Source organism: Streptomyces spiroverticillatus, from assembly GCA_014650415.1.
GTDB lineage: Bacteria > Actinomycetota > Actinomycetes > Streptomycetales > Streptomycetaceae > Streptomyces > Streptomyces spiroverticillatus.
In genome coordinates this window covers 570,152-583,091 of sequence record BMUX01000001.1, presented here as the reverse complement: position 1 = coordinate 583,091, position 12,940 = coordinate 570,152, and the positions used below count along the sequence as shown (strand labels likewise).

10 protein-coding genes are annotated in these 12,940 nt (G+C 72.5%); 7 read left to right on the top strand and 3 right to left on the bottom strand.

What is annotated here, in order from left to right; genetic code table 11:
- Positions 1-76: 76 nt before the first annotated feature.
- Complete coding sequence (locus tag IE269_RS02675; protein ID WP_189821024.1) at positions 77-901, bottom strand: esterase/lipase family protein; 825 nt, start codon at positions 899-901, stop codon at positions 77-79.
- A 398-nt stretch (positions 902-1,299) separates the two neighbouring features.
- Here IE269_RS02675 and IE269_RS02670 point away from each other — a divergent pair, with 398 nt between their 5' ends.
- Positions 1,300-1,713 (top strand): coenzyme B12-dependent isobutyryl CoA mutase small subunit, encoded by a 414-nt coding sequence (locus tag IE269_RS02670; protein WP_189821023.1) that lies wholly within the window; start codon positions 1,300-1,302, stop codon positions 1,711-1,713.
- A gap of 189 nt (positions 1,714-1,902) precedes the next feature.
- Here IE269_RS02670 and IE269_RS02665 read toward each other — a convergent pair whose 3' ends face one another.
- Together IE269_RS02665 and IE269_RS02660 are read right to left on the bottom strand one after the other, a co-directional pair.
- Positions 1,903-3,498 carry a DUF5691 domain-containing protein gene (locus tag IE269_RS02665; RefSeq protein ID WP_189821022.1) on the bottom strand — a complete coding sequence of 532 codons (1,596 nt, stop codon included), beginning with the start codon at positions 3,496-3,498 and terminating at the stop codon, positions 1,903-1,905.
- A gap of 75 nt (positions 3,499-3,573) precedes the next feature.
- On the bottom strand, positions 3,574-4,947 hold the full coding sequence (locus IE269_RS02660; protein WP_189821021.1) for an SWIM zinc finger family protein: 1,374 nt from the start codon (positions 4,945-4,947) through the stop codon (positions 3,574-3,576).
- 129 nt (positions 4,948-5,076) lie between these two features.
- Between IE269_RS02660 and IE269_RS02655 the strand changes: the two genes are divergently transcribed.
- The 6 genes from IE269_RS02655 (at position 5,077) to sucD (ending at position 12,853) form a co-directional block, all read left to right on the top strand.
- On the top strand, positions 5,077-5,541 hold the full coding sequence (locus IE269_RS02655) for a hypothetical protein (protein WP_189821020.1): 465 nt from the start codon (positions 5,077-5,079) through the stop codon (positions 5,539-5,541).
- A gap of 104 nt (positions 5,542-5,645) precedes the next feature.
- Complete coding sequence (locus tag IE269_RS02650; RefSeq protein ID WP_189821019.1) at positions 5,646-6,782, top strand: ATP-binding protein; 1,137 nt, start codon at positions 5,646-5,648, stop codon at positions 6,780-6,782.
- Positions 6,779-9,223: a DUF5682 family protein gene (locus IE269_RS02645; RefSeq protein WP_189821018.1), complete on the top strand. Its 2,445-nt coding sequence runs from the start codon at positions 6,779-6,781 to the stop codon at positions 9,221-9,223. The genes IE269_RS02650 and IE269_RS02645 overlap by 4 nt, the downstream gene beginning before the upstream one ends.
- Positions 9,220-10,398, top strand: coding sequence for a VWA domain-containing protein (locus tag IE269_RS02640; protein ID WP_189821017.1), 1,179 nt, complete (start codon positions 9,220-9,222; stop codon positions 10,396-10,398). Before IE269_RS02645 ends, IE269_RS02640 begins: the two co-directional genes overlap by 4 nt.
- 367 nt (positions 10,399-10,765) lie before the next feature.
- On the top strand, positions 10,766-11,947 hold the full coding sequence (gene sucC / locus IE269_RS02635) for an ADP-forming succinate--CoA ligase subunit beta (RefSeq protein WP_189821016.1): 1,182 nt from the start codon (positions 10,766-10,768) through the stop codon (positions 11,945-11,947).
- A gap of 21 nt (positions 11,948-11,968) precedes the next feature.
- Complete coding sequence (sucD, locus tag IE269_RS02630; protein ID WP_189821015.1) at positions 11,969-12,853, top strand: succinate--CoA ligase subunit alpha; 885 nt, start codon at positions 11,969-11,971, stop codon at positions 12,851-12,853.
- The last annotated feature ends 87 nt before the right edge of the window (positions 12,854-12,940 follow it).

Below are 12,940 nucleotides of genomic sequence, written 5' to 3'. Positions count from 1 at the left end.
TTGTTCGAGGAATGCAAGGCCTTGATCACGGCACATTCACACTCTGCGCACTCGTCTGGGTGTTTACCTCCGGGGGTTACGCCACGGAGACGCCGGCGGCGGTCGTGTCGGCGGCGCCCGAGGTCTGCAATACCTGCCGGATCTTGGCGGCGACTGCGGGATGCACCGGCAGGGCGAGATGCCCGATGCCGCTGACCTGCACGTTTTCCGAGACGAGATCGGGATGGTGGATGCGGGCCGTTTCCACCGGAACCATTATCTGATCAAGGTCGCTCCAGAAACTCACGAATCGAGTCCGGCAACCCGGGGCGGGAAGGGCGAGTTCCGCGATCACCGAAGAGCCCGGCCGCATCTGCCGCACGAGGGGGTGCGCGCTCATCGGCGGGGCGATGCGGGTGCCTTCGTGCGGAGTTCCGAGAGTGACGAGTGTGCGCACGCGCGTGTCGCCGCCGAGCCGCTGCGTGTAATAGCGCGCGATCAGACCGCCCAGGCTGTGCCCGACCACGTCGACCCGGGTGTGTCCCGTCCGCGCGCAGATGTCCTCGATGTGGCGGGCGAGGAGTTCGGCGGCGGTGCGCAGGTCGCAGGTCAGGGGGGAGTAGTTGAGCGAGGTCAGATGGCGCCAGCCGTGCCGGGCCAGCGAGCGGCGCAGCAGCACGAACACGGAGCGGTTGTCGACGAAGCCGTGCAGCAGGACGACGGGCGGACGGTCCTGGGCGGTGGCCAGGAGCGCCGGCTCTTCGAGGTCGGGGTCGGGGTGTGCTGCTCCGGTGGGGGAGAGCTGCTCGGGGCGCATTCCGGCCGGATAGAGCATCAAATGCCCGAAAAGAACCGCCAGTTCCAGGACGGTGGCGCGCAGCAGGGGAAGGAGGGGAGCGAAGGGCAGTGGCGGAATTCTCATGGTGGCCGACCTCCCGAACGGCACGCGGGGGGACGGCCCTGTCCCCCGTGTGCCCTCATGGGGTGCCGTGATGAGGTCCGGTGAAGAAAAAGAGTGGGCCGCACCACCGTGCCGTGCGGCTGACGGCGCGGTGGTGCGGCGACCTCGTTGCGGCTCCCCGTGCGACGGTCCCGTCGTGGCTGCTGCTCCCGGGTTCCTGACCTCCCGGGGCGCGGCGTTGGCTGAGGCGGGTGCGACGCACAGCGAACGTTTTCCCAACGTGTGATTTCCCCCTCTGTCTCCACCGCGAAACGGCGGCGTGCGGGATGCTGTGGATAACGTTCGTTCACTTCCCTGCTCCTCCTGGGGCGGGGACGTTGCGCCAACGGCGGCGCGGTGCGTACTGGGAGGCAGCAGCGATGGGTGTTACGGGTCCGATCCGTGTGGTGGTGGCGAAGCCGGGGCTCGACGGGCACGACCGGGGTGCCAAGGTCATCGCGCGGGCGCTGCGCGACGCGGGCATGGAGGTCATCTACACGGGTCTGCACCAGACGCCGGAGCAGATCGTCGACACCGCGATCCAGGAGGATGCGGACGCGATCGGCATGTCGATCCTGTCGGGCGCGCACAACACGCTCTTCGTGAAGGTCATCGACCTGTTGAAGGAGCGGGACGCGGCGGACATCAAGGTGTTCGGCGGGGGGATCATCCCGGAGGAGGACATCGCGCCGCTGAAGGCGAAGGGCGTCGCCGAGATCTTCACCCCGGGCGCGACGACGACGGCGATCGTGGACTGGGTCCGGGCGAACGTGCGGCAGCCGGCGGGGGCGTAGGGGGCTTGTTCGGTAGCCCCCTTGGGCGTCGCCCCCTCCCCTTCTCCGTAGCTCCCTTGGGCGGCGGGGCCGCCCCCCGGGGGCGGAACGGGCGGGCAAGGGGGCGGCCCGCCCGATCCGGGCCCGCCCCGGCACCGGCCCCTGCCCGCACCCCCGACACCGGGCGCGCCCGGCACCGGTGCCCCGGGCCTACGCCTCGCCCGCCAACTCCCTCACCATCGCCGCCCGCAGCCTCAACGTCCCGACCAGCCGCTGGAAGGCCTCCGACCAGTAGCCCCCCGCACCGGGCGACGCCCCCTCCGCCTCCGCCGGAGTCGTCGTCAGGATCTCCAGCCGGTCCGCCTCGCCCGGATCGAGGCACCTCTCCGCCAGCCCCATCACCCCACTGAAGCTCCACGGATAACTCCCCGCGTCCCGCGCGATGTCCAGCGCGTCGACGACCGCCCGCCCCAGCGCCTGCGACCACGGCACCACGCACACCCCCAACAGCTGGAACGCCTCCGACAGCCCGTGCGCCGACACGAAATCGGCCACCCAGTCCGCCCGTTCCCCGTCCGGCAGCGTCGCCAGCAGCTTCGCCCGTTCGGCGAGCGACGCCGTGCCCGTCCCCGCCTCCGGCGGCACCGACGGCGCGCCGAGCAGGGCCCGCGCCCACGGTGCGTCCCCCTGCCGTATCGCCGCCCGGCACCACGCCGCGTGCAGTTCCTCCCCCCAGCCGTCCGCCACCGGCAGCGCGGCGATCTCCTGCGGGGTACGGCCGTTCAGCCGCGGCGACCAGGCGGACAGGGGTGCCGACTCCACCAACTGGCCGAGCCACCAAGACCGTTCACCCCGCCCCGCCGGGGGCTTGGCGACCACGCCGTCCCGCTGCATCGCCGCGTCGCACTCGTGCGGGGCCTCCACCACGATCCCGCCGAGCGTGCCCGTACGGTCCGGGCTCACGCAGGACGTCGCCCGCGCCGCCATCCGCGCGGCGAACGCCGAGGCCGGGAGCGCCGAGAGCAGCTCCGCCGCGACCGCGCGGACATTGCGGCTGCGGTCGGCGAGCGCCTGCTCCAGGAACTCCTCGTCGGCGGCGCTCAGCCCGGTCCGCAGGGAGTCCAGGAACATCAGCCGGTCCTCGGCCCGCTCCGTGGCCCAGGTGCCGGAGAGCAGGGCGAGCGCGGCGGCCGGGTCGGCGGCCCGCACCGCGCCGAGCAGCCCCACCCGTTCGGCGAACAGCCCCTCCTCCCACAGGGCCCGCACCGCCTTTGCGTCCTGCACGTCGGGCAGCGCCGCCGCGCCCGACGTCCCGCGCAGCGCGTACTTCCACTCCGGGTTGAGCCGGGCCAGCCAGAGCCCGCGTGCCCCGGCGAACTCCAGTGCCTGGGGCCGCAGATCGGTACGCGCCCGGGCGGCGTCCAGGAGTGCGGGCAGCAGGTCCGCCGGAGCCCGGTACCGGTGCGCGTTGGCGGTGGCCAGCCACTGCGGCAACAGCTCCGTCAGATCGGGTGCACTGCCCCGTCGCCCACCGGACTGGGCCGGTGCCGCCCGATCGGCCAACAACACGGCCAGCCTGCGCCGGGCAGGCTCCGGCAGCGGCCCCCGCCCGTCCTCCGGTGCGGGCTCGGGCAGCTCGCCCGCAACAGCGGGCATGAGCCCGGCCCGCCGCCGCACGGTGTGCACGGCGGCGGCATCCAGCAGGGCGAGGGCGGGCTCCTGCGCGGGGAAGGGGCGGCGGTCGGTGCCCAGGAGGGCGGTGGTGACCTGCTCTTCCCAGGCGGGAGGAGGAGTGACAGTACTCATCGGTGTCCCTTCTCGAACGGTGCCCGGTCGGGCCGGAATGGGAGGTGCGGGCAGGGGGGGCTGGGGGACACCCCCTCACGCCAGTGCTATCGGCTCGCCGGACCCCGGCCCCCACGCCGCCAACGGCTGGAAGCCCCCGTGCCCGCACTCCCCGAAGACGGCCACCGGCCCCCCGCCGGAAAGCGCGGCCAGCTTCCACAGCCCGGGTCTGCCCACCGCCGCCGACGCCACCGGAAGCGCCAACCGTCCGTCCGCATCCACCAGTTGCCACCCCTCCCCGTCCGGAGCCCGCACCGGCACCACTCCGCCCAACGTCACCGGCACGAAATCCAGCCACGGATCCTCCCGCAGCGCCCGCCCGTACGCCTCCAGCGCCTGTGTCACCCCGCCGCCCTGCGGCAGGGCGCCTCCCGCGTGCGGTGCCCCGAAGCGCTCCCCGAGCGTGGCCCTCAACTGGCCCGCACCGCCGTGCGGCAGCACCTCCGCGTCGACGGCGAGCCCGACGGGCAGGGAGATCTCGGGTGCCCGTCCCGCCGCCCCGAAGGACAGCACCAGCGCCGTGCGGCCCGTGCCCTGTCCGTACAGCCAGATGCGGCGCGTGGTGACCTTCCCGTCGGACTGGTCGTACTGGGCGAGGACCAGCCAGCTGTCGTGCACCGCGGGTCCGGCCGGCGCGGACGGCAGGCCGACCCGGGTGCGTACCGTCGTGGCGAGGTCGGCGGGGAGGCGGGCGCGGCCCAGCCACGCCCCGTCGAGCAGGTGCAGCAGCGCGCACTCCTCCAGCAGGCGCACCGGCCAGCCGGGGCCGGAGGACGGTATCGACCCCAACTCCCGCACCCGGGCGGCCAGTCCGGGCGCCTGGGCGTCCACCATGCGGGCGGCCGTCTCCTCCCAGTACCCGTACCCCTCGCGCTCCGCGGCGGCCAGGCCGCCGCGCAGCAGGTCCGTGAGGCGCTGCTCCAGCTCCGAGGCGCCCGCCTCGATCCGGGCAGCCCGGCGCTCGGCCCGCCGTCGGGCCGCCTCGGGACCGGCGGTCTTCTCCGCCGGAGCCCCTCCCGGCTCGGCGGTCGCCCCCTCCTTCTGGGCCTCCGCCCGCTCCCGGCGGCCCCGGACCCACTCCCCGGCCCACTCGGCGGGCTCCGTGCCCGCCCGTACGACCGGATCCTCCGCAGCCCAGAGCAGCAGCAGCCCCAGCGCGTGCTTGCAGGGGAACTTCCTGCTCGGGCAACTGCACGTGGAGGCCGTGCCCGCGCCCGCCAGGTCCACGACGGTCCGGTACGGCCTGCTGCCGCTGCCCTTGCACAGTCCCCACAGCGCACCCGCGTCGTCGCACCCCGCGTCCGACCACGGCCCGGACGAGCCGAGCCTGCTTCCCGCTTTGCGTGAGGCGGCGTCAGGAGCCAGTGCCAGCACCTGATCCGCCGTCCAGCGCACCCCCAGCTGATTCATGTCTCCGACGGTAGAGGCCACCACTGACAATCGCCCTGACCTGCGATTCTGCTGAAGATCAGTTTGACTTTGCCATCTCTTTGCGCTTCTGTGCGAGCTCCGACATCACCGATCCGGGGGGATCCCGCAATGACCCGCACCACTCGTACCGCCCGCACTGCCCTCTGTGCCGCCGCCGTCGCAGGACTCTTCCTCGGCCTCACGGCCTGCCAGGAGGCGAAGGATGCCGCGAAGTCCGTCGCGTCCGAAGGCACGGACAAGGCCATCGACCAGGTCGACAAGGCCGTGAAGGACACCTATGAGGTGACGTACGAGGTCAGCGGCAGCGGGATCAACCAGATCGGCTACCACGCCGGCAAGGGCACCGCCCTGGAGCCGCTGCTGACCAAGGACACCAAGCCGAAGCTCCCGTGGACGAAGACGGTCACGCTGAAGGGCATCATGCCGCCCGCCGTCGTGCCCACGACCATGGAACTGAACGCGAGCCCGGACCTGAAGTGCAAGGTCCTGCACAAGGGCAAGGTCCTCGCCGAGGCCACCGGCGACAAGGTCCTGACCGGCGGCTGCATCGCTGCCGCACCGGTCGGCAAGTAGCCCCCCGGGCCTGCCAGTTGGGCCTCTGACCTGCACGGACGCTTGATTGTCAGTGGCATGGTGCACCGTGGGAACCACATCCGGGAAATCTGGAGGGGGATTCCATGACCACGCCTGCCACCGACCTGAATTCCGCCGCGGGGGCGGATCCCGCAGACTTCGCGGCGGCCCTGCGGCCGCACGCGGAGGACGCGTTCGCGCACGAACTCAAGGCGCTGGCCGCGGCCGACGACCGGCCGCGGCCCGCCCGCTGGAAGCTCTCGCCGTGGGCCGTCGCCACCTATCTCCTCGGCGGCACGCTGCCCGACGGCACGGTGATCACCCCGAAGTACGTGGGCCCGCGCCGGATCGTCGAGGTCGCCGTCACCACGCTCGCCACCGACCGCGCCCTGCTCCTCCTCGGCGTTCCCGGCACCGCCAAGACCTGGGTCTCCGAGCACCTGGCCGCCGCCGTCAGCGGCGACTCCACCCTGCTCGTCCAGGGCACGGCGGGCACCCCCGAGGAAGCCATCCGGTACGGGTGGAACTACGCGCAGCTCCTCGCCCACGGCCCCAGCCGTGACGCCCTCGTGCCCAGCCCCGTCATGCGGGCCATGTCCGAGGGCATGACCGCCCGCGTCGAGGAGCTGACCCGCATCCCGGCGGACGTCCAGGACACCCTGATCACGATCCTGTCCGAGAAGACCCTGCCGATACCGGAGCTGGGCCAGGAGTGCCAGGCCGTCTCCGGCTTCAACCTCATCGCCACCGCCAACGACCGCGACCGCGGCGTCAACGACCTCTCCAGCGCGCTCCGCCGCCGGTTCAACACGGTCGTGCTGCCGCTGCCCGCGACCGCGGAGGACGAGGTCGACATCGTTTCCCGGCGCGTCGACCAACTGGGCCGCTCCCTCGACCTGCCCGCCGGCACGGACGCCATCGACGAGATCCGCCGCGTCGTCACCGTCTTCCGCGAGCTGCGCTCCGGCGTCACCGCCGACGGTCGTACGAAGCTCAAGTCGCCCTCCGGGACGCTCTCCACGGCCGAGGCGATCTCCGTCGTCACCGGCGGCCTCGCCCTCGCCGCCCACTTCGGCGACGGCGTGCTGCGCTCGGGCGACGTCGCCGCCGGCATCCTCGGCGCAGTCGTCCGCGACCCGGCCGCCGACCGGGTCATCTGGCAGGAGTACCTGGAGACGGTCGTCCGCGAGCGCGACGGCTGGAAGGACTTCTACCGCGCCTGCCGCGAGGTGACCGCATGACGATCACCGTGTCCCCGCCGGCCCCCGCCCCGGCCGCACCCGGCCCGGCGGCAGCCGACACCGAGGTCCCGCAGGGCCCCTGGCTGCTCGGGGTGCGGCACCACGGGCCCGGGTCGGCCCGCGCGGTGCGGGACGCGCTCGACGCCGCCCGGCCCCGGGCCGTACTGATCGAGGGGCCGCCGGAGGCCGACGCCCTGCTGCCGCTCGCCGCCGATCCGCAGATGCGGCCGCCCGTCGCCCTTCTCGCGCACGTCACGGACGACCCCGGGCGGGCCTCGTTCTGGCCGTTCGCCGAGTTCTCCCCGGAGTGGGTCGCCGTCCGGTGGGCGCTGGAGCACGGCGCGCAGGTCCGCTTCATCGACCTCCCCGCCGCGCACTCGCTGGCCGTACGGGAGCAGAGCACGGCGCTCGCCGAGGGGGAGGGGCCCGCCCCCGCATCAGCAGACGCCGACGCCCTCGCCGTCGACCCGCTCGCCGTGCTCGCCGAGGCCGCCGGGTACGACGACCCCGAGCGCTGGTGGGAGGACGTCGTCGAGCACCGCGGCGCCCGGGGCACCGGCCGCTTGGACCCGTTCGCCCCGTTCGAGGCCCTCGCCGAGGCGATGGGCGCGCTCCGGGAGGAGTACGGACACGGCGGGCACGCCCGCGACCTGGTGCGCGAGGCGTACATGCGCATCCAACTGCGCACCGCGAAGAAGGAGTTCGGGGACGAGATCGCCGTCGTCTGCGGCGCCTGGCACGTGCCCGCGCTCGCCGGGAAGCCCCCGACGCTCACCGCCGACCGCGCCCTCCTCAAGGGCCTGCCCAAGGTCAAGGCCGAGCTGACCTGGGTGCCCTGGACGCACCGCAGGCTCGCCCGGCACAGCGGGTACGGAGCGGGCATCGACTCACCCGGCTGGTACGGGCACCTGTTCGGCGCGCGGGACCGGCCCGTCGCACGCTGGATGACCAAGGTCGCGGGCCTGCTGCGGGACGAGGACCGTCTCGTCTCCTCCGCCCACGTCATCGAGGCCGTCCGGCTCGCCGAGACCCTCGCCGTGATGCGCGGCCGCCCGCTGGCCGGACTGACCGAGACGACCGACGCGATCCGGGCCGTGATGTGCGACGGCTCCGACGTGCCGCTCTCGCTCGTGCAGGACAGGCTGATCGTCGGCGACGTCCTCGGCGAGGTCCCGGACAGCGCCCCCGTCGTCCCGCTGCAACGCGACCTCACCCGGCAGCAGCGCACCCTGCGGATGAAACCGGAAGCGGCGGAGCGGGAGTTGGAGCTCGACCTCCGCAAGGACAACGACGCCGCCCGCAGCCGCCTCCTGCACCGGCTGCGCCTGCTCCGCGTCGACTGGGGCGAACCCGCCGCATTCCGGGGCAGCACCGGCACCTTCCGCGAGGGCTGGCGGCTGCGCTGGGAGCCCGAGCTGTCGGTGAAGGTCGCCGAGGCCGGCATCTGGGGCACCACGGTCCTGGCCGCCGCCACCGCGAAAGCGGAATCCGAGGCCGTGTCCGCCACCGCGCTCTCCGCCGTCACCGCGCTCGCCGAACAGTGCCTGCTGGCCGAACTGCCCGACGCCCTCCCGGTGGTGATGAGCGCCCTCGCCGACCGCGCCGCCCTGGACAGCGACGTCGGCCACCTCGCCCAGGCCCTCCCCGCCCTCGCCCGCACCCTGCGCTACGGAGACGTGCGCGGCACCGACACCGCCGCCCTCGCCGAGGTCGCCGCCGGACTCGCGATGCGGATCTGCGTCGGACTGCCCCCGGCCTGCACCGGCCTGGACGACGACGGCGCCGCCGAGATGCGCGGCCACATCGACGCCGTGCACGCCTCCGTCGCCCTGCTCACCCGGCCGTCCGGCAGTGAAGGACCGCGCGACCCGCACGACCTGACCGCCCGCTGGGCCAGGGTCCTGCGCACCCTCGCCGACCGGGACACCGTCGCGGGCGTCATCCGCGGCCGGGCAGTCCGCCTCCTCCTGGACGACGGACGCCTCGGCGAGGACGACACGGCCCGCCTGATGGGCCTCGCCCTCTCGCCCGGCACCCCGCCCGCCGACGCCGCCGCCTGGATCGAGGGCTTCGTGGGCGGTGCGTCCGGCTCGGGCATGCTCCTGGTCCACGACGAGCGCCTCCTCGGCCTGGTCGACGCCTGGCTCACCGGTGTCTCGCCGGACGCCTTCACCGACGTACTGCCACTGCTGCGGCGCACGTTCTCGGCGTACGAACCAGGAGTGCGCCGCACCCTCGGCGAGCTGGTCCGACGCGGCCCGACCCCACCCGGCGGCACCCCGACACCCCCCGGCGGACCCGCCACCGAAGCGGGCGCACCCGGCTTCGGCCCCACCCTCGACCCGGCCCGCGCCGATGCCGTACTCCCGCTGCTGCACCTGCTCCTGGGCACACCACCCGCACCCGAGCACCACGACCCCACGGAGGTGACCCCCCGATGACCACGGATCCGACCCGCACGGCGGCCGACGAGCGGTTGCGGCGGTGGCGGATGGTGCTCGGCGGCGAGTCCGCCGACGGCACCGGCTGCATGCTCGCCGGCCAGGACGCCGCCATGGACGGCGCCCTCACCGCCCTGTACGGCGGCAAGGACTCCGCCACCAGGCAGAACGGCCGAGGCGGCGACCGGTCCGCCGGGCTCGGCGCCTCCGCGCCCTCCGTCGCCCGCTGGCTCGGCGACATCCGCACCTACTTCCCCAGCTCCGTCGTGCAGGTCATGCAGCGCGACGCCATCGAGCGGCTCGGTCTTTCCGCGCTGCTCCTGGAGCCGGAGATGCTGGAGGCCGTCGAGGCCGACGTGCACCTCGTCGGCACCCTGCTCTCCCTCAACAAGGCCATGCCGGAGACGACCAAGGAGACCGCCCGCGCCGTGGTCCGCAAGGTCGTCGAGGACCTGGAGAAGCGGCTCGCCACCCGCACCCGGGCCACCCTCACCGGCGCGCTCGACCGCAGCGCCCGCATCCACCGGCCCCGCCACCGCGACATCGACTGGGACCGCACGATCCGCGCCAACCTGAAGAACTACCTCCCCGAGCACGGGACGGTCGTTCCGGAACGGCTCATCGGGTACGGACGCGCCTCCCAGTCCGTCAAGAAGGAGGTCGTGCTCTGCATCGACCAGTCCGGGTCGATGGCGGCGTCCGTCGTCTACGCGTCGGTCTTCGGGGCGGTGCTCGCCTCGATGCGGTCGATCCGGACGCGGCTCGTCGTGTTCGACACGGCGGTCGTGGACCTCACCGACCAGCTCGACGACCCCGTCGACGTCCTCTTCGGCACCCAGCTCGGCGGCGGTACGGACATCAACCGGGCGCTCGCCTACTGCCAGTCGCAGATCACCCGGCCCGCCGACACCGTCGTCGTGTTGATCAGCGACCTGTACGAGGGAGGCATCCGCGACGAGATGCTGAAGCGGGTCGCCGCGATGAAGGCGTCCGGCGTGCAGTTCGTCACCCTGCTGGCCCTCTCCGACGAGGGAGCCCCCGCCTACGACCGCGAACACGCGGCCGCCCTGGCCGCCCTCGGCGCCCCCGCCTTCGCCTGCACCCCGGACCTCTTTCCGGAGGTCATGGCCGCAGCCGTCGAGAAGAGGCCACTTCCGATACCGGAGGCGGGCTGACCTGGGGCGACCCGGGACCGGCCGGGGGTCCGGGGGGTGTCCCCCGGAAGATGCAGCCCGGAGGTCATGGCGGCAGCGATCGAAAAGCGACCTCTCCCGATACCGGAGACCGCATGATCGGACACTCAGTGACACCGATCATCGTCAGGGGCGGCACTCTGTGACAGGTATCACCGTTCAGGTGTGACCTGCGATTTAGGGCCGAAGGTCCCTCGGGGATAACCTGCGAGACGGACATGCCGCGTACCGGACACCGTGTACGCCTCCCCTGTGACAGCGCCGTCACGTTGCCTTCGCGGCACGCCCATCGCATTGAACGCAACGCGATCACCAGAACCCGCGATCTTCAGAAAAGGGACGGACGCGCGTGGACCTGTTCGAGTACCAGGCGAGGGACCTCTTCGCCAAGCACGGTGTACCGGTGCTGGCCGGTGAAGTCATCGACACGCCTGAGGCGGCGCGCGAAGCCACCGAGCGACTGGGCGGCAAGTCGGTCGTCAAGGCGCAGGTGAAGGTCGGCGGCCGCGGCAAGGCCGGCGGCGTCAAGCTCGCCGCCGACGCCGACGAGGCGGTGGCCCGCGCCACCGACATCCTCGGCATGGACATCAAGGGCCACACGGTCCACAAGGTGATGATCGCCGAGCTGTCCCCCGAGATCGAGGCCGAGTACTACGTCTCGTACCTCCTCGACCGCACCAACCGCACCTTCCTGGCCATGGCCTCGGTGCAGGGCGGTATGGACATCGAGGAGGTCGCGGAGAAGACCCCCGAGGCCCTCGCGAAGGTCCCGGTCAACGCCGTGGACGGCGTCGACATCGAGAAGGCCCGCGAGATCGTCGCGCTGGCGAAGTTCCCGGCCGACGTGGCCGAGGGCGTCGCCGAGGCCCTGGTCACCCTGTGGGACACCTTCGTCGCCGAGGACGCGCTCCTCGTCGAGGTGAACCCGCTGGTCAAGACCAAGGACGGGCGCATCCTGGCGCTGGACGGCAAGGTCTCGCTCGACGAGAACGCCGACTTCCGTCAGCCCGACCACGAGGCGCTCGAGGACAAGGCCGCGGCCAACCCCCTCGAGGCCGCCGCCAAGGCCAAGAACCTCAACTACGTCAAGCTCGACGGTGAGGTCGGCATCATCGGCAACGGCGCGGGTCTCGTGATGAGCACCCTGGACGTCGTCGCGTACGCCGGTGAGAACCACGGCAACGTGAAGCCCGCCAACTTCCTCGACATCGGTGGCGGCGCCTCCGCCGAGGTCATGGCGAACGGCCTGGAGATCATCCTCGGCGACCCGGACGTCAAGTCCGTGTTCGTCAACGTCTTCGGTGGCATCACCGCCTGCGACGAGGTCGCCAACGGCATCGTCCAGGCCCTGGAGCTGCTGAAGAGCAAGGGCGAGGAAGTCACCAAGCCCCTCGTTGTCCGTCTCGACGGCAACAACGCCGAGCTGGGTCGCAAGATCCTCTCGGACGCCAACCACCCGCTGGTCCAGCGCGTGGACACCATGGACGGTGCGGCCGACAAGGCCGCCGAGCTCGCCACAGCTGCGAAGTAAGGAAGAGGGACTCCAAACACCATGGCTATCTTCCTCACCAAGGACAGCAAGGTCATCGTCCAGGGCATGACCGGTGCCACGGGCATGAAGCACACCAAGCTCATGCTGGCCGACGGCACCAACATCGTCGGCGGCGTGAACCCGCGCAAGGCCGGCACGACCGTCGACTTCGACGGCACCGAGGTCCCCGTCTTCGGCTCCGTCGCCGAGGCCATGGAGAAGACCGGCGCGGACGTGTCCGTCCTCTTCGTGCCGCCGGCGTTCGCCAAGGCCGCCGTCGTCGAGGCGATCGACGCGGAGATCCCCCTCGCCGTCGTCATCACCGAGGGCATCGCGGTCCACGACTCGGCCGCCTTCTGGGCGTACGCGACGGCCAAGGGCAACAAGACCCGCATCATCGGCCCGAACTGCCCCGGTCTCATCACCCCGGGCCAGTCGAACGCCGGCATCATCCCGGGCGACATCACCAAGCCGGGCAAGATCGGCCTGGTCTCGAAGTCCGGCACGCTGACGTACCAGATGATGTACGAGCTCCGTGACATCGGCTTCACCTCCGCCGTCGGCATCGGTGGCGACCCGGTCATCGGCACCACGCACATCGACGCCCTCGCGGCGTTCGAGGCGGACCCGGAGACCGAGCTCATCGTCATGATCGGCGAGATCGGCGGCGACGCCGAGGAGCGTGCGGCCGACTACATCGCGAAGAACGTGACCAAGCCGGTCGTCGGCTACGTCGCGGGCTTCACGGCCCCCGAGGGCAAGACCATGGGCCACGCCGGCGCCATCGTCTCCGGCTCCTCGGGCACCGCCCAGGCGAAGAAGGAGGCCCTCGAGGCCGCCGGCGTCAAGGTCGGCAAGACGCCGACCGAGACGGCGAAGCTGGCGCGCGCGATCCTCGCGGGCTGATTCCGGCTTCTGACACGCGAAAGGCCCGCACCCCTCGACGGGGGTGCGGGCCTTTCGCGTTGCCCGGGGGCGGGGCGGGGCGGGGCG

Bases quoted from the DNA above. Each gene is read 5' to 3' on its own strand.
- IE269_RS02675 (WP_189821024.1), bottom strand. From the start codon at position 901: ATGAGAATTCCGCCACTGCCCTTCGCTCCCCTCCTTCCCCTGCTGCGC.
- IE269_RS02640 (WP_189821017.1), top strand. From the start codon at position 9,220: ATGACCACGGATCCGACCCGCACGGCGGCCGACGAGCGGTTGCGGCGG.
- IE269_RS02650 (WP_189821019.1), top strand. From the start codon at position 5,646: ATGACCACGCCTGCCACCGACCTGAATTCCGCCGCGGGGGCGGATCCC.
- IE269_RS02665 (WP_189821022.1), bottom strand. From the start codon at position 3,498: ATGAGTACTGTCACTCCTCCTCCCGCCTGGGAAGAGCAGGTCACCACC.
- IE269_RS02645 (WP_189821018.1), top strand. From the start codon at position 6,779: ATGACGATCACCGTGTCCCCGCCGGCCCCCGCCCCGGCCGCACCCGGC.
- IE269_RS02660 (WP_189821021.1), bottom strand. From the start codon at position 4,947: ATGAATCAGCTGGGGGTGCGCTGGACGGCGGATCAGGTGCTGGCACTG.
- IE269_RS02670 (WP_189821023.1), top strand. From the start codon at position 1,300: ATGGGTGTTACGGGTCCGATCCGTGTGGTGGTGGCGAAGCCGGGGCTC.
- IE269_RS02655 (WP_189821020.1), top strand. From the start codon at position 5,077: ATGACCCGCACCACTCGTACCGCCCGCACTGCCCTCTGTGCCGCCGCC.
- sucD (WP_189821015.1), top strand. From the start codon at position 11,969: ATGGCTATCTTCCTCACCAAGGACAGCAAGGTCATCGTCCAGGGCATG.